We start from the raw sequence: 24099 nt of genomic DNA, 5'->3' as shown, positions 1-24099 counted from the left end.
TCTTTTTAAAACATTTAGTTATGAATGTGTTCGTTTGTGTTTTTAGGCGATAAACACGACGTTGAATTTATTTTTAAGTTTTTAATACATGTCGGCACAGTAGGGTTGCATATTTATTGCTCAGTATTTAGAGGCAGAAAGAACAGTGAAATGATTAGAGTTCAAATCTGTGTTTGGAAGAAGCAAACATAACATGATGAGGTAAGCAGAAGTCTTAGCGTTATCTGTTGCTTATGCTAAATCGAGATGATATTGATCTGGTTACTTTAGGCAACGCATGGAATAAAGAATGGAAGCCGAGCAGTTAGAAGTACTCAATTTCATTAGCCAACATCCTCCTTTCGATGAACTGCCAGAAGAGCAGTTAAAAAAAATCGCCATTCATGCAGAAGTGGCGTATTTCCGTCAAGGTACCGACATCCTCAAATTTGGCGATACGATTCGCGATTTGTATATGGTACGCAGTGGAGCGGTAGAGATTTATCGACGCAAAGGTGAACTTTATAACCGTATTGATGCTGGTGGCCTGTTCGGGCAAATGGGGTTGCTCATGAACAACCGAGTTCGTATGCCAGCAAAAGCGATAGAAGACACCTTGGTGTATTGCATTCCTGAGAACATCTTCAACGAACTTTGCGACGAGTTTGAAAACTTCGCGGATTTTATGGAGCTCGAAGATAGCGCTCGGCTTCGCAATGCGATCTCTAGTCGCTCCGATGGCAATGATTTAACAACCGCAAAAGCGCGTAAAATTCTGACTCGTGACCCTGTGACACTCGAAGCGACCGCTTCTATTCAAGAAGCTGCAAGCCTAATGGCAGAAGAAAACGTCACCGCCTTGCTCATCGTCCGCCCAACTGAAGAACTGACCGAAGAGGATGATGATCAACTGCTTGGCATTCTTACTGACCGCGATTTATGTATACGGGTTTTGGCACAGGGGATTGATACCAATATATCGGTGAGCGAGGTCATGAGTTACGACGTGGTATCGCTCGATTACAACGCGTATGTGTTTGAAGCGATGCTGACCATGCTTCGCTACAACGTGCATCATCTGCCGATTCTCAAAGACAAAAAGCCAATAGGCATCATCGGTATGACGGACATTGTCCGTTACGAATCTCAAAACAGCTTGTTGCTGGTGAGCTCGATTTTCCAACAGACCAGTGTGGAGGATCTCAAACAAGTTTCCCTACAAGTGAAAGATTGTTTTGTTCGAATGGTCAATGAAGACGCCAACGCGCACATGATTGGACGAGCGATGTCGGTGATTGGCAGCAGCTTTAAGCAACGATTAGCGGAACTCGCCGAGCAAGAGCTTGGTCCTGCTCCAATTCCATACTGTCTGGTTGCGATGGGATCGATGGCGCGAGATGAGCAGCTCATCGTCACCGACCAAGATAACGCGCTGATTCTTGATGACAGTTACGATCCTGACAAGCACGGCGAATATTTCGCACAGTTTGCGAAATTTGTATGTGATGGATTGGCGGCATGCGGCTATACCTATTGTACGGGCGACATTATGGCTACCAATCCTGAATGGCGAAAAACCAAATCGCAATGGGAAGAGTGCTTTGGCGATTGGATCGATCATCCGACCCCAGAGAGGTTGCTCAACAGCAATATTTTCTTCGATTTGCTAGGGATTCATGGCCGGGTTAAATGGGCAGAGCAACTGAGTAGCTTTATTGTCAGACGAGCCAAAAAGAACAATCGATTTTTGGCTTGTATGGCTTACAACGCAATTCGAAGAACGCCGCCGTTAGGATTTTTTAAAGATTTCGTGATGGAGAAAGATGGGCGTCATCGCAACTCTATCAACCTTAAACGACGCGGTACCGCGCCGCTGGCAGATTTGATTCGAGTGCATGCCTTGGCGATTGGTTCGCGCTCGCAAAACTCGTTTGATCGATTAGACGACATTAATGACGCCGGGATTCTGCCAAAAGGGCGAGGAATGGACTTGCGAGATGCGATGGAGCTTATCTACATGGTTCGAATCCGTCACCAAGCCTTGGATATTGAAAATGGCGACGAGCCAGATAACAACATCGAGCCAGAAAACATGTCCGATTTCGAACGTCGTAATCTGAAAGCGGCATTCCAAATTCTAAGCAATGCGCAGAACTTCATTAAGTTCCGCTACCAAAGAAGCAGTAAATGATGTGGTTGGCAAAAAGTAAGGCGAGTACACCGCTGCTCGATACTTCGCAAACGCCGGAGTGGTCAGTATTGTTTGAGCAGTTGGCAGAGCAAGCGCAAGATCAACGGTTGAAGCGATACTATTCGACTCCTATGGTGAATGGGGATACGCCATTAAAAGAGGTGCCGTTTGTCTCGGTAGATTTTGAAACGACGGGCTTAAATGCAGAAGACGATGCCATTCTTACCATTGGTCTTGTGCCGTTTACGATTGACCGAGTGCAGTGCAGTGGTTCAGCGCATTGGATTGTAAATCCGAACCGAGAGCTTAATGGGGAGTCTGTCGTTATTCATGGCATTACGGATTCTGAAGTGAAAAACGCGCCCCAATTAACGCAAATACTAGGTGAGATTTTGGATGCACTCGCTGGCAAGGTGGTGCTGGTGCACTACAAGAATATCGAGCGGCAGTTTTTTTATAATGCGCTTTTAAACACCATTGGCGAAGGGATTCAGTTTCCCGTCGTCGATACGTTGGATATCGAGTATGCACTTCAACGCCGAGAATGTTCAGGCATTTGGAACAAGTTAAAAGGTAAGAAGCCAGGGTCGGTGAGGTTGGGGCATGCTCGGGAACGATATGGTCTGCCTGCTTATCAACCGCACCACGCATTAACGGATGCATTGGCGACGGCAGAGTTGTTTCAAGCTCAGTTGCAATATCACTTTAACCGAGACATGCCAATTTCTTCTATTTGGCAATAAATGTTATTTACCTTAAACACAAAAACATCAAATGATCGATGGAGGTGTTTCCTTTTAAGATGCTAATGAGAGCTACTACTTTAAGAAAATACATATACTTAAACTTGTGCTTGGTGATGTGAACTAATCATCACTCAAACTCCTACAAAGTATTTAAATTTGGTCACGTATTGTTAAGGAGATTATTCGTGAGCACCGACAATAATGGTGGGATTAAACGTCCCGATGGAAAGGTAAACGCGATAGATACTGACTATCAGATTGGTCAGGATAACGTTGCGTTAAAAGTCGGCCCATTCGGCTTAGACATTCACAACCGAGTTTTCGCAATTTCTGGGATGGCTATCGTCCTCTTTGTTGTGGCAACGCTAACTTTTCGCCAACAAGTTGAACCCTTTTTCGCTGGCTTACGTGCTTGGCTAGTATCCAATCTTGACTGGTTCTTTCTTGCTTCTGGCAACGTATTTGTCATTGTCTGCTTGGTCTTGATTGTGACACCGCTTGGCCGAGTTCGAATTGGTGGTACTGAAGCGACACCAGATTACTCTTATGCAGGCTGGCTAGCGATGTTGTTCGCAGCCGGTATGGGCATCGGATTAGTGTTTTTTGGTGTGTCTGAGCCAATGTCGCACTTCAGCTCTGCACTTGGCGGCGTGAACATTGAAAATGGTGTGCGCACCGACTGGGCACCACTTGGTGGTGCGGTTGGTGATACAGATGCTGCATCTGCACTTGGTATGGCTGCGACCATTTACCACTGGGCACTTCACCCTTGGTCTATTTATGCGTTGTTGGCCCTTGGCTTAGCGATTTTTTCGTTCAACAAAGGGTTGCCACTGACCATGCGTTCCATCTTCTACCCGCTGTTTGGCGAACGAGTTTGGGGCTGGGTAGGGCACATCATTGATATTCTTGCGGTTGTTGCGACGGTATTTGGTCTGGCGACATCGCTCGGCTATGGCGCTTCACAAGCAGCAACAGGTTTGAACTTCTTGTTTGGTGTGCCAATGACCGACACAACTCAAGTCGTGTTGATTGTAGTGATCACGGCATTGGCGCTGATCTCGGTGGTTGCAGGCCTTGATAGTGGGGTAAAACGTCTGTCTGAAATCAACATGATTCTGGCGGCGATGTTGCTGTTCTTTGTGATCATCGTTGGCCCAACAATGGCGATTCTGACTGGCTTTTTCGACAACATTGCGTCGTACATAACTAACATTCCCGCATTGTCTATGCCGTTTGAACGTGAAGACGTGAACTATTCGCAAGGTTGGACGGCGTTCTACTGGGCTTGGTGGATTTCTTGGTCACCATTCGTGGGCATGTTTATCGCTCGTGTTTCACGTGGACGTTCGGTTCGTGAATTCATCATCTGCGTTATTTTGATTCCTTCGACGGTTTGTGTGCTTTGGATGACGGCTTTTGGTGGTACAGCGATCAGCCAGTACGTGAATGACGGTTACGAAGCCGTATTCAATGCTGAGCTTCCGCTTAAACTGTTCGCCATGTTAGACGTAATGCCGTTTGCAGAAATCACATCGGTAGTAGGTATCATTCTGGTGGTTGTGTTCTTTATCACGTCGTCGGATTCAGGTTCACTTGTGATCGATACGATTGCTGCTGGTGGTAAAGTCGATGCGCCAACACCACAACGTGTTTTCTGGTGTACGTTTGAAGGCTTAGTCGCCATCGCACTGATGCTCGGTGGCGGGCTGGCAGCGGCTCAAGCGATGGCAGTAACTACAGGCTTACCATTTACCATCGTATTGCTTGTTGCGACAGTTTCTTTGATTAAAGGTCTAATGGATGAGCCTCGTCCAAGTACCAAGGTAGTCAAAAAAGATAAATAGCCACGACGACAAAACTAACCTTAAAACGGCATGCGAAAGTGTGCCGTTTTTTTATGTAAAAACCTTAAGTCCTCTCTTTGAAACCCCGCTGCATTCTGACTCATGTTGAGTTGTTTCGTATTAAATGATGCTTTAATAAATTAGAGTTCAAACTATTTTAATTTTAGGTTAAATGTTGTCTTGGTGTGACTTTGGTCACATTGATCTAGATTAAAGCGCCGATTATTTGATTTTTAACCGTAAAGAATGTCCATAATAAATGCGAAATTTAATTAGACGTCAAAGGATATGTATTTCAAAATGATCACATCAGCACCTTGGGTGCTTTATCCAGAAATTGGAGAAGACCCAAGCAAAAAATGGATTTTTCGTGAACCTAAAATCTCTGATGGTGATGGCATTTACAGCTTAATTGCAGATTGTCCTCCGTTGGACATGAACTCTTCTTACTGCAATTTTCTACAGTCAACGCATTTCAGCAAAACCAGTATTTTGGTTGAGCACAAAGGCGACATCGCTGGCTTCATCTCGGGTTATCAGAAGCCTGACGAACAAGACGTATTATTCATTTGGCAAGTCGCTGTATCACCTCGATTCAGAGGTAACGGTTTAGCATTTCGTATGCTCAAGGAGCTTCTCGAAAGGGAAGCGCTGAGCGAGGTTAAATCGGTAGAAACGACCATCACGGAAGATAACCAAGCCTCTTGGGCGTTGTTCAAAAAGTTAGATGCGATGAACGGCAATCATGGCCAAGTCAGCACCTTTTTGGATGAAAAAGCCCATTTTAAAGGCAAGCACGATACAGAGTTTTTGTATCGCATTCCTCTCAAATAATCCTCAAACAATAGGAATCAAAAACGGTCTCATCATGGATATTTTCAAAAAGCAGGAATCCAACGTACGCTCATATTCAAACAATTTTCCAGTGGTATTTCGCAAAGCGAAAGGTTGCTGGCTAGAAACAGAACAAGGTGAACGCTACTTAGACTTCCTCGCTGGAGCGGGATCCCTAAATTATGGCCATAACAACCCTGTATTGAAGCAAGCACTGCTTGAATACATCGAAATGGATGGCATCACACACGGTTTGGATATGCATTCAGAAGCGAAAGCGGGCTTTCTCGCCGCGCTGGATAACTACATCTTAAAACCAAGAAAACTGGACTATAAAGTTCAATTCACCGGCCCAACTGGTACGAATGCGGTGGAAGCAGCACTCAAGTTGGCGAAAAAAGTGAAAGGCAGAAGCAGCGTTGTTGCATTCACTAACGGTTTCCACGGTTGTACCGCAGGCGCGCTGGCGGCTACAGGTAATCAGCATCATCGACAAGGTAACGGCTCAAGCCTTACAAACGTAACGCGCATTCCGTTCGAAGGTTACGCTGGCGTTGATGGTTTGGCGCTGTTCGAAACTATGCTGAATGACAACTCTGCAGGTATGGACAAACCAGCAGCCGTATTGCTGGAAACCGTACAAGGCGAGGGTGGTTTAAACGCCGCCTCTAATGAGTGGCTACAGCGCTTGAGCAAAATATGTAAAGCAAACGACATTCTATTGATTGTCGATGACATTCAAGCTGGTTGTGGCCGAACTGGGACATTCTTCAGTTTTGAGCCATCAGGTATTGACCCCGATATTGTGACGCTATCGAAATCGATCGGTGGTTACGGTCTGCCAATGGCGGTTGTACTGCTGAAACCAGAACTTGACCAATGGAAACCAGGCGAGCACAACGGCACGTTCCGTGGTAACAACCACGCATTTATTACTGCGGCAAAAGCACTAGAAATCTACTGGTCAAATGACGATTTCGAAACGCACATTAAGCAATGTTCGCAAAATGTGAGTGAAGTGATTGATCGCTGCGTGCGTCGTTTCCCGCAAATGTTTGTTCAGAAAAAGGGACGCGGCATGATGATTGGTATCGAGTGTATTCACGGTGACTTGGCAGCAGAAATCGCTAAAGCATGTTTTGACGACGGCATGGTGATTGAAACCGCAGGCCCAGATGATGAGGTGGTGAAGTTTTTCTGTCCATTGACTATCAGTGAATCTGAGCTGAACCAAGGACTAAGCATCTTTGAACGTGCAGTAGAAACGATTACTGCAAAACACTTCAAACAAGCATCTTAATAAGGATTATTAATTATGATCGTAAGAACACTTGACGAGTGTCGAAATAGTGAACGTCGCGTAGTCGCGGATAACTGGGAAAGCGTACGTATGTTGTTGAAAGATGACAACATGGGATTTTCTTTCCACATCACCACGATTTATGAAGGAACGGAAACGCATATTCATTATCAAAATCACCTAGAGTCCGTTTTCTGCATGAGCGGCGAAGGTGAAATCGAAGTGGTGGGGGGCGAAACTTACCCAATCAAACCGGGCACATTGTACATTTTGGACAAGCACGACGAGCATTACCTAAGAGCATACAAAAACAAAGAAATGGTCATGGCGTGCGTTTTCAATCCCCCAATCACAGGTGTCGAAGTGCACGATGAAAACGGCGTTTACCCGCTCGTTGACTAAAAGCTAAGTGTGAGGCGCACGTCGCCTCACACCTCTAAGCGCTTTCTCTTTTTTTGTTTCATTTAACGTTACCAATCAAAAAAGGCTTATCATGACTTTTACCGTAGAAAAAATCGGCGGTACTTCAATGACAGCATTTGATGCTGTTCTCGACAATATTATTCTTCGTCCCAAAACGCCATATAACCGCATTTTTGTTGTGTCGGCATACGGTGGCATGACCGACGCGCTATTAGAATGTAAAAAAACCAGCAAAGCAGGCGTCTATCAGTTAATTGCTAAACGTGACGATCAATGGCAAGACGCCCTAGCGTATGTAGAAAGCCGCATGCTGCTTACTAACGAAAACATCTTTGCGGATCCAATGAATCGCATTCGAGCGGATAAGTTCATTCGTTCACGCATTGCAGAGGCGAAAAATTGTATCGCTAATATTCTAGAAACCTGCCAATACGGACAGTTTTCTCTGCGTCACTATCTGCCACAAATTCGCGAGTTTCTATCGTCGATTGGTGAAGCGCACAGTGCGTACAATACAGCGCTTAAGCTGAAAAACATGGGCATCAATGCGAGGTTTGTGGATCTCTCTGGTTGGGATAATCAGGAACCAAGAAGTCTCGATGATTCCATTCGCGACGCGTTTGCTGATATCGATGTGACCAAAGAACTGCCTATCGTCACGGGTTATGCATACTGCAAAGAAGGTTTGATGCACACTTATGACCGGGGCTACAGTGAAATGACGTTCAGTCGTATTGCAGCTATCACCAAAGCAGACTTAGCCATCATCCATAAAGAATACCATTTAAGTTCCGCAGACCCGCGCGTGGTCGGCCCAGAGAAAGTGTTGCCAATTGGAAGCACGAACTACGATGTAGCGGATCAACTCGCTAATTTAGGCATGGAGGCGATTCATCCTAATGCTGCCGCTGGTTTGCGCGAAAGTGGGATTGAGCTGCAAATCAAAAACACGTTTGAGCCAGAACATGAAGGTACGTTGATATCTTCAGGGTATCGCCCAGAAGAAGACAAAGTGGAAATCATCGCCGGTAAAGAAAAGGTCTTCGCACTGCACTTGTTCGATCAAGCGATGGTCGGCAAGGTTGACAACGTGAGTTACGAATTGATGGAAATCATCTCTGATGCACGCGTCAGCTTGATCGGTAAAGAGATGAACGCTAACTCGATTACGTATTACCTTGGCGGTAGCTCGGACAGCTTAAACAAAGTGTTATACAAGGCCGAAAAACGTTACCCGAATGCTTCCATTAAAGGGCGAATGGTTGCGCTAATTTCAGCCATCGGTTCTCACATCGACACTAACAAAACGTTAGCGAAAGGCGTACTTTCTCTCATGAACAGCGGTGTCACCCCGGTGGCGTTGCACTCGTCACTGCGTAATGTAAACGTGCAATTTGTCGTCAGTGACAAAGAATATCAACGCGCCATTTGTGCATTACACGATGAGTTTTTTACGCCTGTCGAAGGCTCGAACGCAATGGAGCATGTGGCTTAATTGATTCATCGATTTAGACGTTACAAAAGGAGCCTCTCGGCTCCTTTGTTCTGTTTAGTGCCAACTAAATTTTAAATATTTGGCCTTGCGGTTTCATGAGTTGATGGAGGTAAGTGAGGCAAGGTGACTTGTGGTTGATCGCCTGTCAGAGAACGTAAGAATTCAGTGATTTTGGTGGACTCTTCTTTCGTTAGCTTTTGACCAAGTTGCAGATCGGCCATCATTTCTACCGCTTCTTGAAGATCCCAAACAGACCCGTCATGGAAGTACGGGTAGGTCAATTCTACGTTACGTAAGGTTGGGACTTTGAATACGAACTTATCGAAATCACTTCCGGTAATGGCTTTGCGGCCAACATCTGGGTTGTCTGTCGCAAATGGCTTCACTAACCCCATTTTTTGATACATTTGTCCGCCCGCTAATGGCCCGCTGTGACAAGCAGTACAGCCTTTGTCTTTAAACAGTTGATAGCCTTCCACTTGTGCAGTAGTGAGTGCGTCGTCGTTACCTTTCAACCATAAATCGAATGGAGAGTTTGGCGTACGCAGCGTTTGTTCAAATGTTGCGATAGCATCGGTCACGTTATCAATGGTTATGTTGTCGCTGCCATAAGCTTGCTGAAACCACTCGCGGTATTGAGGGATAGATTGAAGAGTGTCGACCGCGAGCTGGTGGGTAAATGCCATTTCCAATGGGTTTTCGATAGGGCCTGCGGCTTGCTCTTGCAGATCTTTCGCTCGCCCATTCCAAAATTGAACGAAATTCAAATCTGAATTAAACACCGTAGGTGAGTTGATTGGGCCAATTGACCATTTGTGACCAATTGAGCTTGGTAAGTTATCAACGCCACCTTTAGCGATGTTATGGCAAGAGTTGCAAGAAATGGTGTTCGACGCCGACAGTCTCGGTTCAAACCACAGTGTTTTACCCAATTCGATCTTTTTACTGTCGAGCCCAGAAATGGGTTCGATGACCTTGATGGGTTCGTTGGATTGACGTTCAGCATGGGCACCGAAAGACAATATAGATAAAACACTCACTGCGATAAGAGTTTTCATAATAACTTCCTTTTGACGTGATTTTCGACTCTCACTAGAGCGGCGCACTTCTTGTGAAACCGCTGATAAAACAGTCGTTGGTGCGCTCGAAAATTACGGTATAGGAAAGGTGTTATTCGATAAAATGCAAAAATTCGATGGTTTTTATGGCAAAAAACGATGTTAAAAGTGATGAATTTTTGTACGTCAAGCTGGAGCAGGCTATTGTGAGTGTTGGTTACAAATTTGTCACAAATGTTTAAAGTTATTTATCGGACGAATCCTTGATTAAAGTCAATTTCAATCTGAGGTTGTGAGGCGTTCAAATACAACAAAGGGGGCGATAGTTCGCCCCCTTTGTTGTTCATCTGGTCATGGAATTGTGATTTCTGTCAACTTATCTCTTTGAGCTGCAGAGAAAAATTAACTTAGGCTTTCGGTAACAACGGGTTTGTTGTTACGTTTTGCTATCCAATACGCCACACCACCCCATAGCGCAACAAGCAACCACAATGCCGTCCAATGTTTGGCAACTTGCTGCCATGTCGCGCCCATTTGGTTGAGCGCCAAGAAGCCTTTTATTGCCCAAGTACTCGGGCTCAAATCGGCTATCCAAAGCAGTGGAGCAGGTATCGATTCAACTGGCCAAATGAAGCCCGCTAAAAAGATGAGAGGCATTGAACTGACTAGAACCACTAAGGTGACCAGTTCTCTTCTTGGTAGTAGATAGCCAAGCCAAAAGCCTAGCCCACAACAACCCAGCAAGAACGGGAAAAGCATGGTTAAGAGCTCACCTGCTTTGGCAATGTGATTCACACTCAGACGTTCGAAGCTAAAACCAAAGTAATACGCGCTCAGTAAGTAATAAATGGCAATAAACACCAACGTTCTTACCAATAACAATGACCCGGTTGATACCTGCGACCAGTAGCCTCGGCCATGACGCTGCGAACCAGTTTGCAAGCCTACTGCCATAATAAGTGTTTGCTGTAAAATCAGCACAAAGACAGCAGGAACCACGTATTCGATATAGCCCATCGTTGGGTTGAAGGTCGGTTTCATATTCAGCTTGATAGCAGAGTAATTGTGGCTCGCCAAACTAAGCGGTACGCCTTCAATCACCATTTTGCTGACTTTAACTTGTGCGCCTAATGTACCGCCTGCTTGAGCTAAACCTTCAACGACCGTGCCGTAAACCAAGAAGTAAGAGGCGTCTGCGGCGTATGCAAGAGTCGGGCTTTTACCTAACATTACGTCTTTGTAGAAGTGCTCAGGGATCACTAAGAAACCCGTAATTTCGCGATTCAAAAACGCTTGTTTTGCATCCTCAATTGTATGTAAACGCGAGACGATTTTGACTTGAGGTGTCGCATCGACCATACGCTCTAGCTTTAGGCTGGTTTGGCTTCCGTCTAGGTTTACGACCGCAATTGGCTGCTCTCTAGGGGTTTGTTGTGCGTATGGCAGCGGATACAAAAACGAATAAAAAACCACGCCACCAAAAACAGTTAATGTGACGACGGGGTTGGTCAGCACAGAGCGAATCTCTGCTTTAATCAGTTGCCAGAGTGTCATGCTGCCTCCCTTTGCTGAGTCGACAGTGCTGCCGCTCGGTATTTATGAATGAATGCGGCTGTCAGTAAGAGTGGCACCACATACCAGATCATTGGCCACAAAGCACTAAACGATTGAGCGGCTGAGGCTCCGTAGCTTGCCTGACCAACCTGAACTTCGATGTAATGGGTGATAGGTAATAGTGAGCGCCAAGCATGAGCGAGCGTGTTCATGTCGGAAACTGGAAACGTAATCCCCATAAAAGCAAAACTTGGCGCAGTAAACGCACCAGCAAAACTCATTGCGCGGGCAGGGTCCATCGATAAAAAGAAAAACAGTGCGCCCATAATGATACAGGCAACAATGGTGACCAATTGAGCCAGTAACATGACTACGAGACTGCCTTCCATCGGCCAGTCCAATAACACATAAAACCAGTAGAGGAACAAGGCACCTTGCAACATAAACACTGGGATGTATTGGCTCAAAATTGCGCTGAGTTTTGTGTATGGTTTATTACCCAAAAACTCAAAGCCATTTTTGCCCCCATAAATGCGAAAGTGCGCCGCAAGGATCAAAATCGTACTCACGACGATACAAATTTGCCAAATCGCAGGCACGATAGCGGTGACCAAAAACTGCGCGTAGTTAGTGTTGCGATTAAACAGCGCGGTGATTTGGGTCGACACTGGCACAGCTTGACCGAGCGCGGACAACGTCGTTGTATTGCCTTTGGCGAGATTGCCCATCACTTGCACCTGAGCATCAAAGTACCCTTGAGCTTGTGCCACGGCTGAATTAATTAACTTTGCCACCAAAATATATTGGCTGTTAAAAAACACTGAAAGCTGCGGTTGGCGATGCAGCAAAATGTCTTGGTCAAACTTAGATGGAATGACGGCAAAAGCGTAAATATCGCCTTCAATCATGGCATTCTTGGCTTCATTCGCACTGGTGTAGTGATAATCCACAGAAAGCGTTGAAGAGGCGTCTAACGTTTGGATCAACTTACGAGAGAGTTGCGAATGTTGTAAATCGACCACGCCAATCGGCAGGTCTCTCGCGATTCCCGCAGAAAACACGCCCCAAATGGTAAGCGAAAGCAAAATAGGCACCCAAGTTAAGCACGACAGTAACCACTTGTCGCGCCGTAACACATGCCGTTGTGAAATCTTAATCGTCATAGACTTTTTACCTTGAGCGATTACAGCTCAACCACAACGCTCATACCCATGCGCAGTTCTGGTTCTGGTTGAGTAGGGCGAGCTTCTACTTCAAAGGTACGCAGATCGAAACCTTGTGCTGCATCGGTCGCTCGCCAAGTTGCGAAATCGCCCATTACGGCAACGTGCGTGACTTTAAACTCGACACTTTTATCTAATGCTGGCAGGTATGCGTTAAATGTGGTGTCTTTAGTGAAGTGTTTAAGCAGATCCTCGCGCACGTTCAGTGTTGCCCACGCATCTTCAGTGTCGATGACGGTCACGACAGGGAAGCCCTGCGGTGCAAGCTCACCGCTTTGTAAAAGTACTTGAGATACTTCACCGTCAAACCAACTGTAGATTTGAGTATCTTTCGCATAAGCTTCCACTTCAGCAACTGCGCCAGACGCCATTCGAGCTTTCTCAGCCGCAGCCACTTTGGTTTCACTACGAGCCCCTTCTTTCGCCATCTCATACATCTGGAAAGCGGCGCTTTCGGTGTATTTAGAAGCTTGCCATTGGGTTAGCGCTTCATCACGTTTTTGCTCGGCAACCACGCCATCTTTATACAGGTTGTTCACGCGGTTATAGGTTTTTTCCATCAAATCCGCTGCGGCTTTCGCTTTTAGCCATTGGTCTTTCGCGGCTTGAATTTGCTGCTCACGTGCGCCTTTCTCTGCTTCTTGCGCTAGTGCATCTGCCGCTTTTTCACCAGCCTTTGCTTGTTCCAGTTTCGCTTCGATTTCTGGGCTATGAAGCGTAAAAATTAGCTGGCCTTTTTCAACATCATCGCCTTTGCGAACCATCACTTCGTCGATGCGACCTGGGACTTTCGATGAAATGCTGTATTGCTGAGCTTCAATCAAACCTTGCAAACGAACTGGTTCTGGCTGATAAGCTTGGTAAAACTGATAGCCAACCCAAGAAGCCACACCCAAGACGCAAAGTGAAAGTAGAACGGGTTTTAAAGATTTTGCTGCCATGACTTATTTAACCTCTTTGGATATTTTCGCTGGGGCGTAAGCGGTATTTTGATATTGTTCGAAGCTGTTCATTTCACTGCTTAATGCTAATAGTTTGGTTAGTGAAATCAGATAGCGGAAGCGCGCTGCCGAACGTTGAGTTTCGATACTGGCGACATAAAGCTGAGCGTCAACCACATCGAGAGAAGAAGAAAGACCTTGAGTGAATGCCTTTTCTCGCAGAAGCAGGTTTTCATTGGCTAGTGCGATGCTGGATTCTAAGCCTTGCACTTCATCAATCGCTTGCTGCGCTTCTAGATACGTTTTCTGCACAAGTAAAGACAAGTCTTGTTTGGCTTGAGATTTAAGAGCATCAACTTGAGATACAACGCTTTGTGCGGCTTTAACTTTTTCGCTTCGACCTGTGGATTCAATCAATGGAATGTTAACGCCAACCCCTACGAGCCAATCCGGTTTCATTTGGCTGGCCAACGAATCGTCTTCATACAGGCTGTAATCGCCATATAAGTAAACTTCTGGGTAGTATTTGCCTTTCTCAGCCTTAATTAAGCTCGATGCCTGTTTGTGCTTGGCATCCAAAATGTCGAGCCCAGGGTAGGTGAGCAAGGTCTGATCGATAAATGCACTCAGTGGTGGCAGGTTATCGTTAATGAACAAGGTTTCTGCTGGTTCAACAGAATCCTCTTGCGCGAGAAGTTTTCCAAGAGCAGCTTGCGCAATACTCAAGTCACTGGCTGCTTTGCGTGTTTCTACTTTGGCTTTGTCTAATGAGGCTTCAGCTTGTAGGCGTTCAACGCGAGCGATCTGTCCTTGCTCTTCCAGCTTGATGGCAAAATCTCGGTGCTTTTTCAAACCTTGTTCTACAGCTTGGCGCGTAGCGAGCACTTCTTTGGCAAGTACAACTGAGAAGTAGTATTTAGAAAGGTCTTCAAAGCGAGCCTGTTGCTCCATGGCTAACTGACTTTTCGCTTCATCGGTTTTACCCGCCGCGGCAGATTGCGCAGCTGAGATTCGGCCACCAGTAAAGATAGGCCAAATCGCACGGATAGAAGAAGAGAAAATATCGCGCTCAGTAATGGTTGAGGTGGTGTTCGCTAAGGCACCAAAAATGGGTTGAAAAGCAGGTGGCACATTAATGTGTGTTCCAGTGCTATCTAGGATCTGCTTTCCTGAAAGAGTAACGTCGGTGTCCAAGCGTGTGTAGTTAGCACCAATGCTTACTTGAGGCAGATTAAGGTTGCTGGTTGCGCTTTCTTGATATTGATAGTTCTCAACATTTGCCCGTTGAGCTTTAAGAGAATAGTTGTTTTCTAGTAACAACTGCCACGCAGTGTCAAACGTGATCGGTGCTGAATGGCAGGCAAGAGAAATGGAGCTACTAATAAGGCCCAATACCCAAAACTTTCCAGTTTGTTTCATAATGGCTACTTTGTTGTAGAGTATTGGCTCTAATATAAAGTAATCAACTCACGCTGTTAAGTGGTTGAGAGGAAGAATTAAGGGTAAATCAGCGCTCAGCATCGCCAATCACTGAGCGCGAGGTTGTTAAGAGTTTATTTCATACGAGGGCAGTGGAATTCCGCTCGCCATTCTAGTTGGCGAGAACCACGCATCGTGTTCAACAAATCTTTACCGCTCATTTGAGGAAACGAGAGTAACACCTTGAGATCCGAAGCATTACCTCCGTTTTTTTCATAAGCCCTGACGTGTGTAAAAGTTGAATACATATTCTCTGACAGCATAGCCTTATTCAGGCAAATTCCAAATGTATCGCGTTCCATGTTTGGTGTTCCTTCTAAACTATAAATTCACCTCTGTTTATAGTTTTCCAGTTTGCAGATGGTGTCTAAGTGTTTGTCATATAGTCAGTATTTGTATTTTTATTAAGTTATTTCCAAATTGCCTGACTTCAATGTTGAGCTAATAATAGACTTCCAGCTTCACTGCTTTCTTATAAGATGCTCTTTGTGGCTTCTTGACTAAAAATTATACGATGGAAAGTCTAAATGTGCCTCAAAAACCGCTAAATTTGGTGTGATCGTAATCATGCTTTAAAGGGCAATTTATGTATGCCATTGAATATCAGCAAGGAATATTGTGCCTGATGAATGGATGTAATTTTATGTTTCACGCCGCCTATTAATTCACCATAAAAGTCACGCTTTGTTTGCCGTGTTCACAGATTTATCATCTGATCTAAGCCTTGCTGTTAACTCGATGTTAACTTAGAACAACACCACAGTGACGTGGAAGTGGGTTAACGGTAAGGATGTACCATGAGTTGGAGAACCATCAGCTTTAGAAAGCGCATGCTGGTCATTATGACGCTCTCGGGCTTGATCGAGTTACTTCTGCTCGTCGCCGCAGGTTTTACCTACCTCAAAGTCAATCAAGAACACGAAATGGGTGAAAAGGCACTCGGTGTTGCCCGTTTCCTTGCAGAGTCTGAAATCGTCATTGAGATGGTGGAAGCTCAGCAGCCAGAACCTTATCAAGAGTCCTTTCGCGCACTCACTAAAGCGATTGGTGCGGCCTTTATTGTGATTGGGGATAACCAAGGCGTGCGCTTAATTCATCCGGTAGATGAGCGAATTGGTAAGCCCATGAAAGGGGGCGACAACCAACGAGCTCTGGTCGAAGGTCAATCCTATGTGTCTACAGCGCGCGGTTCTTTGGGTTATTCCGTCCGCGGTAAAGCGGCGATATTCGACGCACAAGGTAACATCATTGGTGTGGTGTCGGTGGGGTATTTGCTCGACAGGCTCCAAGATCGCATTGAGCCATTCCTCGCTTTTTTAATTTTGATGGTTGTCGTCGTAGTGGTGGCAAATGCCGTGGTGTCCAATTACGCGTCTCGAAAATTCCAGCGCGCGATTTTAGGCTTCGAACCAGAAGAGATCGGCCGTCTGTATGGTGAACTGGAAGTCACCATGAGTACTATCAAAGAAGGTGTACTCAGCATTGACGCACAAGGTGTGCTTCGTTCCATCAACCGCAGTGCTTGCCAGATTCTCGGCATTGACAGAGATAAGGCGCTCAACAAACCGCTTACGGATACATTACGCGACAGCGACTTATATACCGTTCTTGAAACGGGTCAAGAAGATCACGACATTGAAATTTTCCTTAATCATAAGCGTTTAATTGCGAACCGCTCACCCATCTTTGTGGAAGGAAAGATTGTCGGGGCTGTATCAAGTTTTCGCTTGCGCGACGAGATCAATGAGCTTACGGAGCAGCTCTCGCAAACCAAAGAATATGCGGACTTGTTGCGTTCTCAAACTCACGAGCATAGAAACAAGCTCAATACGATCAGTGGGTTAGTACAAATGGGTGAGCTTGAGGCTGTGCAAAAGCTCATCGGACAAGAAACCGCCCATTATCAAGCCATGATCGAGTTTTTGCGAGATACCATAAAAGATCCGCTTATTGCGGGTATGTTGTTGGGAAAAACAGAGCGAGCACGAGAACTGGGTTTGCAGCTGGTGGTCGAGGAGGGCAGTCGCTTGGAGCCGCTTTCTGAATGGTTAAATTCGGAAGATCTGGTCACCATTTTAGGTAACTTGATCGACAACGCGTTTGATGCGACTTTGAGCGTTATTCGCAATGAATCCAACGTTGCATCAGAGCGTCGAAACATCGAAGTCTCGGTTAGCGATTACGGCAACGAAGTGATTTTAGAAGTCAGCGATCACGGATGTGGGTTGCCAGAGAACATTGAACCTCAAACCCTTTTCAAAAAAGGCATTTCGACAAAATCTCGACAAAATAGAGGGGTAGGTTTGCACCTAGTGAACCAATTAGCGACCCGCTATCACGGGCATGTTGAAATGCTACCAAACACAGAATATGGAACGCGAATAACCGTGTATTTGCCAAAGGAAGAACAAGTATGAACATGGCAACGCGAGTGATGATCATTGAAGATGACATTGCCATTGCTGAATTACACCACAAATACCTGAGCCAATTGGCAGGGTTGGATGTGGTTGGCATTGCAACGACGCGATTAGAAGCGGAAATGCAGCTCGAAGTGCTCAAGCCAGATCTGCTTTTGATGGATGTTTATCTGCCGGATGGTACAGGGTTGGAGATACTAAATACGCTGCGCTCAAACAATCAAACTTGTGATGTAATTTTGATTACCGCGGCTCGGGATGTCGACACACTACAGCAAGCGATGCGCGGAGGTGTGGTGGATTATCTGTTGAAACCCGTCATATTCCCACGCTTGGAAGCGGCACTTAAAAAATACATCACTCAGCGCCAACAGCTGGATGTCGCGGAAAGCCTCGATCAAGGTTTGGTTGACCGCATGTTGCAATCAAATACAGGAACGGACAGTTGCCCTAAACGCTTGCCTAAAGGGATAGATAGCGTAACGCTCGATAAAATTCGCGACTTGTTTGTTGGTGAAGGCGCACTAACGGCTGATGAAGCAGGAGAAAAGATTGGCGCTAGCCGAACCACGGCAAGACGTTATTTGGAATATTTGATCAGCTCGGGTGAACTAGAAGCGGATCTAAACTACGGCACGGTAGGTCGTCCGGAACGTTGTTATAAAAAAGTGATACGGTAACAAAGCGTGAGCCCAGATCGTATTTTGAGCGTATAAAACAGTTAAAGCGGTGATTTTTAGTCACCGCTTTTTTGTATCAGCTAAAAATAATCTTTAAAAGAAAAGGTTGATGAAGTTGTTTTTGACAGATGGTAGTAGTGATTCGTCCCATGAAAACAAATCGGATTAACACATTTGCACGGAGGAAATAGATTTGGCTTATTTCACACTTATTATGTAATGGATTGCAAGTGTGGGTGATTTTTGTCCGAATTAGAGTTTTTGCTTAAATTTTAACTAACTTAAGTGTTACTTTTTTTATCCATAAAATACAAACATTTATGACGTTTTAAGTAAGTTATTTAAACGTTTGCACAGCCAAGTGTTGATGTAAATCAAATAGTCGTAGACAATACTGCCCCGTGTCGGACTTTCCTCCACTGAGCGCAAGGTTGTGCTCTTGAGACATAAGTGACCTAAATGGCCTCAAAACGTCGTGTTTCTGATGATTAGGAGCGCAACTTCTTGAGGTTCTTTGGGCCTATAGACTTTACCTATCAACGTAATAGGTAAGACCAATTTTCTATTTTTGAGTGTCATTGATAGGGTTGGCTCATCCTTTAGCCGTATCCGGGCACACAATAAGTACCTCGTTTTTAAGGGAAAGATGATGGTAATACCAGAAAACAGCAGCATCGTTATTTTTGGTGCTTCAGGTGACCTTACATATCGTAAGCTCATTCCTGCTTTATACCACCTTTATGCGAACAAGCAGCTTCCAGAGAGTTTTGCCATTCTTGGCGTAAGTCGTACTGAATACAGTGACGAGTCCTACCGCGAGAAGCTGAAAAAATCGCTTCAAGAAATGGAAAAAACCGAGCCAGAAACGCTTGATGCATTTATCAACCATCTGCATTACCAAGCAATTAACACTTCTGACACGCAAGATTACAGCAAGCTGGCAACACGTTTAGACCAACTTGCCGACGAATATCAATTCGAACAACGTAATACGCTTTTCTACCTAGCTACACCTCCAAGCCTATACAGTGTGATCCCTGCAAGCCTTGCAGCACATGGTTTGAACAATGAGGAAGATGGCTGGAAACGTCTGATAATCGAGAAACCGTTCGGTTACGACCTTGAGTCAGCACGCACGTTGGATAAAGAGATTCACGAGCACTTCCAAGAACATCAAATCTACCGTATCGACCATTATCTAGGTAAAGAGACGGTTCAAAACCTACTTGTTTTCCGTTTCTCTAACGCGATGTTTGAACCGCTTTGGAATCGTAACTTCATTGATTACGTGGAAATCACAGGCGCTGAATTCCTAGGCGTAGAAGAGCGTGGTGGTTACTACGACAACTCTGGCGCTGTACGCGACATGTTCCAAAACCACTTGCTACAAGTATTGGCAATGGTCGGTATGGAACCACCAGCACAAATCAACGCAGATTCAATGCGTGATGAAGTGGTGAAAGTGCTTCAATGCCTAAAACCACTGGATGAAACAGCACTACGTAACGATCTTGTACTTGGTCAGTACACTGCATCAGACGTGCGTGGCCAACACCTTCCGGGTTACCGTGAAGAAAACGGCGTAGCGGACGATTCTCGTACTGAGACGTACATTGGGCTAAAAGCTTACATCAACAACTGGCGTTGGAATGGTGTACCTTTCTATGTACGCACTGGCAAGCGTCTTCCGACTCGCGTTACTGAAGTGGTTATTCACTTTAAACAAACACCGCACCCAGTGTTTGGCCAAAATGCGCCAGAAAACAAACTGATCATTCGTATTCAGCCAGACGAAGGCATTCAGATGAGCTTTGGTTTGAAAGAACCAGGCGCAGGCTTTAAAGCGAAGGAAGTGAAAATGAACTTCCACTACGCAGATCTGCAAGAGACTCAAATGCTAACTGCGTACGAGCGTCTTCTACTTGATGCTCTAAATGGCGATGCGACGCTATTTGCACGTAGCGATGCAGTTGAAGCATGTTGGCAGTACGTTCAGCCAATTTTAGACTTCAAACAAGATCCTCAATCACTCTTCGGATACGCATGTGGTACATGGGGTCCTAAAGAGTCTGATGACTTGCTTCAGCGTGACAACCGCGCTTGGCGTTTCCCATGTAAAAACCTAACAGATACGGACTACTGTGAACTATGATCAACCATAAGATCTATCAAACTGCGGAGCAGGTAGTAGAAAGCCTAGCTAACGACATGAAAGCGTTCAGCGAAATGGGCCGACCTGTTCACATCTCTCTTTCTGGCGGCAGCACTCCTAAAATGCTGTTTAAACTGTTGGCTTCTGAGGCTTACGCAACGTCGATTCAGTGGCAAAACCTTCACTTCTGGTGGGGTGACGAACGCTGCGTGGCACCTGATGATGCAGAAAGCAACTACGGTGAAGCAAACACATTGCTGTTTAGCCAAGTAAATATTCCTGCGGAAAACATTCACCGTATCCGCGGCGAAGATGAGCCTAAAGCAGAAGCAGAGCGCTTTGCAAAAGAGATGGCAGAGGTGATCCCGACTGAAAACGGTACACCTGTGTTTGACTGGATCTTATTAGGCGTTGGTGCAGATGGTCACACAGCTTCTTTGTTCCCTGGCCAAACGAATTATGATGATGCGAACCTATCTCTTGTAGCTGCGCATCCTGAGTCGGGCCAACTTCGTGTGTCGAAAACCGCACGCGTATTAGAAGCTGCGAAACGCATTAGTTATTTAGTACTTGGCGCGGGTAAAGCGGACATTGTTGAAGAAATCAACAGTTCACCAGCTAACGTACTTCCATATCCGGCGGCGAAGATCCATGCAAAAGCGGGTCTGACGGAATGGTATTTAGATTTGGACGCAGCAGCAAAAATCGCTTAATGCGCTTGCTCGTCAATGAAAGACAATTGGAGAGAAACAATGAAAGGTGATATCGGTGTAATTGGCCTAGCAGTAATGGGTCAAAACCTTATCCTAAACATGAACGACCACGGTTTTAAAGTGGTAGCTCACAACCGTACTGCTGCCAAAGTAGACGAGTTTCTGGAAGGACCAGCGAAAGGCACGAACATCATCGGTGCATACTCTCTAGAAGAACTAGTAGAGAAGCTAGAAACGCCACGTAAAGTGATGCTAATGGTTCGCGCAGGTGACGTTGTCGATAAATTCATCGACGCTCTAGTCCCTCTACTAGACAAAGGCGACATCATCATCGACGGTGGTAACACGAACTACCCAGATACAAACCGTCGCGTTGCAGCACTACGCGAAAAAGGCATCCACTTCATTGGTACTGGCGTATCTGGTGGTGAAGAAGGTGCACGTTTTGGCCCATCTATCATGCCTGGCGGCGCTCCAGAAGCTTGGGAAGCGGTTAAGCCTATCTTCCAAGGTATTTCTGCGAAAACTGACGCTGGCGAGCCTTGTTGTGATTGGGTTGGTAACGATGGTGCAGGTCACTTCGTTAAGATGGTTCACAACGGCATCGAATACGGCGACATGCAGCTGATCACTGAAGCTTACCAGTTCATGAAAGACGGTCTTGGTATGTCTGCAGATGAAATGCAAGCGGTATTCGCTGAGTGGAACAACACTGAGCTAAATAGCTACCTAGTTGAAATCACGGCTGACATCCTTGGCTACAAAGACGAAGATGGTGAACCTCTAGTTGAAAAAATCCTAGACACTGCTGGCCAAAAAGGTACAGGTAAATGGACAGGTATCAACGCACTAGACCTAGGTATTCCACTAACGCTTATCTCTGAGTCAGTATTCTCTCGTTGCCTATCTGCACTAAAAGATCAACGTGTTGAAGCTGAGAAACTGTTCGGTAAGACAATCACGCCAGTAGAAGGTGACAAGCAAGAGTGGGTTGACGCACTACGTCAAGCGCTACTAGCGTCTAAGATCATCTCTTACGCTCAAGGCTTTATGCTAATGCGCGAAGCATCAAACGAGAATGGCTGGGATCTAAACTACGGTAACGTTGCTCTTATGTGGCGTGGTGGTTGTATCATCCGTTCTGCGTTCCTAGGCAACATCCGTGATGCATATGAAGCAAACCCAGAACTAGCATTCCTAGGCTCTGATGATTACTTCAAAGGTATCCTACAAAACAGCCTAGTAGCATGGCGCAAAGTTGCAGCTAAGTCTCTAGAAGCAGGCATCCCAATGCCATGTACGACTTCTGCACTAACGTTCCTAGACGGTTACACAACAGCTCGTCTACCTGCGAACCTACTGCAAGCTCAACGTGACTACTTCGGTGCTCACACTTACGAGCGTATCGACCGTGAGCGTGGTGAATTCTTCCACACTAACTGGACGGGCACAGGCGGCAACACAGCGTCTACAACTTACGACGTTTAATCGTTTTAAGTAAACCGACTGAATATAAAAGGATGCCTAAGTGGCATCCTTTTTTGTGTCTGTAAGACATTGAGATATTGGTAGATTTAAAAGTTACATCAAACGTTGATTCGTCACGCACTTCTCAGAAATTGGAAAGCAGCTTTTTTCCTCGAGATTAAAATATTCCAAATTAAAAAATCTAAGGAAGAATGGCCATGACCGCAGATAAATTTCAATGTTTGAGCAAGAGAAATAAAGTTAAAAGGGATAGTTGTCTAAAAAAAGTGGCAGAAAATGAAGTCGATGTATATGTACTAGAGAGTAAAGGTCTAGTTGATCTTTGGGTCTTTGAAAAAAAATTCAAAGGGTTAAATGAAGAACAAATTAAAGATCTTGCGATATCAATGAAAGTCGCTGAGTTTGTTAGCTCAAGAGGAAGTCTATTACATGATGTTACTGCATTCTATATACTTGCAGAAGACCTACATAAAGGAGGGGCAATAATTGGAAAATATGAGATAACGAGGAATGGTTCTAAAAGTTACATCACTTTTAAAGGTAATCATAGACTCAGAAGCATAGTAAAAGGTACACGGTATCTTTTGAACAATGCCAACATCTTGGCGTTAGGAATAGGTCAAGCTGGATTGAAAGCAAGCGCTAAAGGCGGAGTGTTTTTGACGATTATTTATTCAGTTCCCTATCGAACTTTGGAGCTAGCATTTAAAAAAGATTATTTGTTCAGTAATTGGATTGTAAATATTGGTTCAGATGTCTTAAAGGCTTCAATTTCTGCTACTGTTGGCTACTTAGCGGGGGCTTATGTTATTGGTGTAACAGGAGTAGTGTTATTACCTATTGGAGTTGGTATTGTTACCGCTTTAGTCGTAGGAGAGGTGCTAAGTTCTTTGGAAGGAAAGTTAGAATTGAAAGAAAAGGCTATTGCAGCTATAGACGAGTACTTTGAAAAGATGGACAAACAAGCAATTGATGATATCAACGGAGATATCGTTAGGCGTAAATCTATAAGTCAACTCCAGCACCCAACTACCAAGGCTATTTTCTTATGAGAGAACAGAAGCACGCGGTACATTCAGCTTTGGTTTTAATAATTAGTATTCTATTGGGTGCGTACTCAAGTTACCGCTTGTATGAGTATTTCACGCTGGAGTCTCTACAACATCAAATAAGCAACAACTTCCCAGTCATATATTTAACAACATCTCATGTAATTAGTATTAGTGGTTTGATTTTAACACCAGCCTTAACTATTTTTGTTGCTTCTAGTATTATTTCTAAAGCTTCAAGTATATCGATAAAATGGGTGGGTTATGCGACCGTCGTTGCTTTGCTAGTTGCAATTCCCGGAAGAGTTTGGGAATTTGGACGGCTACAAAATATCGCAGAGATTCACGGTTATTTGGAATGTCCGCCTTTCACGATTGCATCAAGTGGCATGTTTGTAGAGGCTATGGTAAAAGAAGAAAAATACTGCTTAGAACCAGAGATTAACCGTATTGGTATGTATGGCTATTTTCACGAGTTAGAACGGATTGATTACTATATCAAGTCAAAGGACAATAATATTCAATAG

General features: G+C 45.0%; 20 protein-coding genes. 14 read left to right on the top strand and 6 right to left on the bottom strand.

The window, feature by feature from the left end; all coding sequences use genetic code 11:
• The first annotated feature begins 289 nt into the window (after positions 1 to 289).
• The 7 genes from ACYJZR_RS08380 (at position 290) to ACYJZR_RS08350 (ending at position 8815) form a co-directional block, all read left to right on the top strand.
• Positions 290 to 2170: a DUF294 nucleotidyltransferase-like domain-containing protein gene (locus ACYJZR_RS08380; RefSeq protein WP_005485718.1), complete on the top strand. Its 1881-nt coding sequence runs from the start codon at positions 290 to 292 to the stop codon at positions 2168 to 2170.
• Positions 2167 to 2913 (top strand): 3'-5' exonuclease, encoded by a 747-nt coding sequence (locus ACYJZR_RS08375; RefSeq protein ID WP_406965074.1) that lies wholly within the window; start codon positions 2167 to 2169, stop codon positions 2911 to 2913. The genes ACYJZR_RS08380 and ACYJZR_RS08375 overlap by 4 nt, the downstream gene beginning before the upstream one ends.
• A gap of 188 nt (positions 2914 to 3101) precedes the next feature.
• Entirely contained in the window at positions 3102 to 4763 is a 1662-nt protein-coding gene (locus ACYJZR_RS08370; protein WP_021448619.1) for a BCCT family transporter, read from the top strand.
• A 300-nt stretch (positions 4764 to 5063) separates the two neighbouring features.
• Positions 5064 to 5597 (top strand): diaminobutyrate acetyltransferase, encoded by a 534-nt coding sequence (gene ectA / locus ACYJZR_RS08365; protein WP_005477699.1) that lies wholly within the window; start codon positions 5064 to 5066, stop codon positions 5595 to 5597.
• 34 nt (positions 5598 to 5631) lie between these two features.
• The gene (gene ectB / locus ACYJZR_RS08360; protein ID WP_406965077.1) at positions 5632 to 6897 is read left to right on the top strand and encodes a diaminobutyrate--2-oxoglutarate transaminase; all 1266 of its coding nucleotides are present in this window, start codon (positions 5632 to 5634) and stop codon (positions 6895 to 6897) included.
• A 15-nt stretch (positions 6898 to 6912) separates the two neighbouring features.
• The gene (locus ACYJZR_RS08355) at positions 6913 to 7299 is read left to right on the top strand and encodes an ectoine synthase (protein WP_005500439.1); all 387 of its coding nucleotides are present in this window, start codon (positions 6913 to 6915) and stop codon (positions 7297 to 7299) included.
• Positions 7300 to 7390: 91 nt separating this feature from the next.
• A complete protein-coding gene (locus ACYJZR_RS08350; protein WP_020840547.1) occupies positions 7391 to 8815 on the top strand; it encodes an aspartate kinase in 1425 nt (474 codons plus the stop codon).
• Between the two features lie 71 nt (positions 8816 to 8886).
• On the opposite strand, the gene ACYJZR_RS08345 is transcribed toward ACYJZR_RS08350, so the two are convergent.
• The 6 genes from ACYJZR_RS08345 to ACYJZR_RS08320 form a co-directional block, all read right to left on the bottom strand.
• Positions 8887 to 9873, bottom strand: coding sequence for a cytochrome-c peroxidase (locus ACYJZR_RS08345; RefSeq protein WP_180761793.1), 987 nt, complete (start codon positions 9871 to 9873; stop codon positions 8887 to 8889).
• A 402-nt stretch (positions 9874 to 10275) separates the two neighbouring features.
• A complete protein-coding gene (locus ACYJZR_RS08340) occupies positions 10276 to 11427 on the bottom strand; it encodes an ABC transporter permease (protein ID WP_017448943.1) in 1152 nt (383 codons plus the stop codon).
• On the bottom strand, positions 11424 to 12590 hold the full coding sequence (locus ACYJZR_RS08335) for an ABC transporter permease (protein ID WP_025625390.1): 1167 nt from the start codon (positions 12588 to 12590) through the stop codon (positions 11424 to 11426). Before ACYJZR_RS08335 ends, ACYJZR_RS08340 begins: the two co-directional genes overlap by 4 nt.
• Positions 12591 to 12610: 20 nt before the next feature.
• Positions 12611 to 13591 (bottom strand): HlyD family secretion protein, encoded by a 981-nt coding sequence (locus ACYJZR_RS08330; protein ID WP_029855520.1) that lies wholly within the window; start codon positions 13589 to 13591, stop codon positions 12611 to 12613.
• A gap of 3 nt (positions 13592 to 13594) precedes the next feature.
• Positions 13595 to 15010 carry a TolC family protein gene (locus ACYJZR_RS08325; protein ID WP_005500452.1) on the bottom strand — a complete coding sequence of 472 codons (1416 nt, stop codon included), beginning with the start codon at positions 15008 to 15010 and terminating at the stop codon, positions 13595 to 13597.
• A gap of 134 nt (positions 15011 to 15144) precedes the next feature.
• Positions 15145 to 15372: a hypothetical protein gene (locus ACYJZR_RS08320; RefSeq protein WP_005500455.1), complete on the bottom strand. Its 228-nt coding sequence runs from the start codon at positions 15370 to 15372 to the stop codon at positions 15145 to 15147.
• 495 nt (positions 15373 to 15867) lie between these two features.
• On the opposite strand from ACYJZR_RS08320, the gene ACYJZR_RS08315 reads away from it, so the two are divergent.
• The 7 genes from ACYJZR_RS08315 to ACYJZR_RS08285 all read left to right on the top strand — a co-directional run bounded on the left by ACYJZR_RS08315 (position 15868) and on the right by ACYJZR_RS08285 (position 24099).
• Positions 15868 to 17487 (top strand): ATP-binding protein, encoded by a 1620-nt coding sequence (locus ACYJZR_RS08315; protein ID WP_025501288.1) that lies wholly within the window; start codon positions 15868 to 15870, stop codon positions 17485 to 17487.
• Entirely contained in the window at positions 17484 to 18170 is a 687-nt protein-coding gene (locus ACYJZR_RS08310; RefSeq protein ID WP_461715800.1) for a response regulator, read from the top strand. The genes ACYJZR_RS08315 and ACYJZR_RS08310 overlap by 4 nt, the downstream gene beginning before the upstream one ends.
• Positions 18171 to 18819: 649 nt before the next feature.
• Complete coding sequence (zwf, locus tag ACYJZR_RS08305; RefSeq protein ID WP_005500460.1) at positions 18820 to 20322, top strand: glucose-6-phosphate dehydrogenase; 1503 nt, start codon at positions 18820 to 18822, stop codon at positions 20320 to 20322.
• The gene (gene pgl / locus ACYJZR_RS08300; RefSeq protein ID WP_017448949.1) at positions 20319 to 21035 is read left to right on the top strand and encodes a 6-phosphogluconolactonase; all 717 of its coding nucleotides are present in this window, start codon (positions 20319 to 20321) and stop codon (positions 21033 to 21035) included. Before zwf ends, pgl begins: the two co-directional genes overlap by 4 nt.
• A 39-nt stretch (positions 21036 to 21074) precedes the next feature.
• Positions 21075 to 22523, top strand: coding sequence for a decarboxylating NADP(+)-dependent phosphogluconate dehydrogenase (gene gnd / locus ACYJZR_RS08295; protein WP_015296824.1), 1449 nt, complete (start codon positions 21075 to 21077; stop codon positions 22521 to 22523).
• A 197-nt stretch (positions 22524 to 22720) separates the two neighbouring features.
• Complete coding sequence (locus ACYJZR_RS08290; protein ID WP_015296823.1) at positions 22721 to 23575, top strand: hypothetical protein; 855 nt, start codon at positions 22721 to 22723, stop codon at positions 23573 to 23575.
• Entirely contained in the window at positions 23572 to 24099 is a 528-nt protein-coding gene (locus tag ACYJZR_RS08285; protein ID WP_031832177.1) for a hypothetical protein, read from the top strand. Before ACYJZR_RS08290 ends, ACYJZR_RS08285 begins: the two co-directional genes overlap by 4 nt.

Source organism: Vibrio sp. RC2502 (assembly GCF_054850435.1).
Note: the sequence above shows the minus strand (reverse complement) of the source record. Positions and strands in the feature narration are given on the sequence as shown.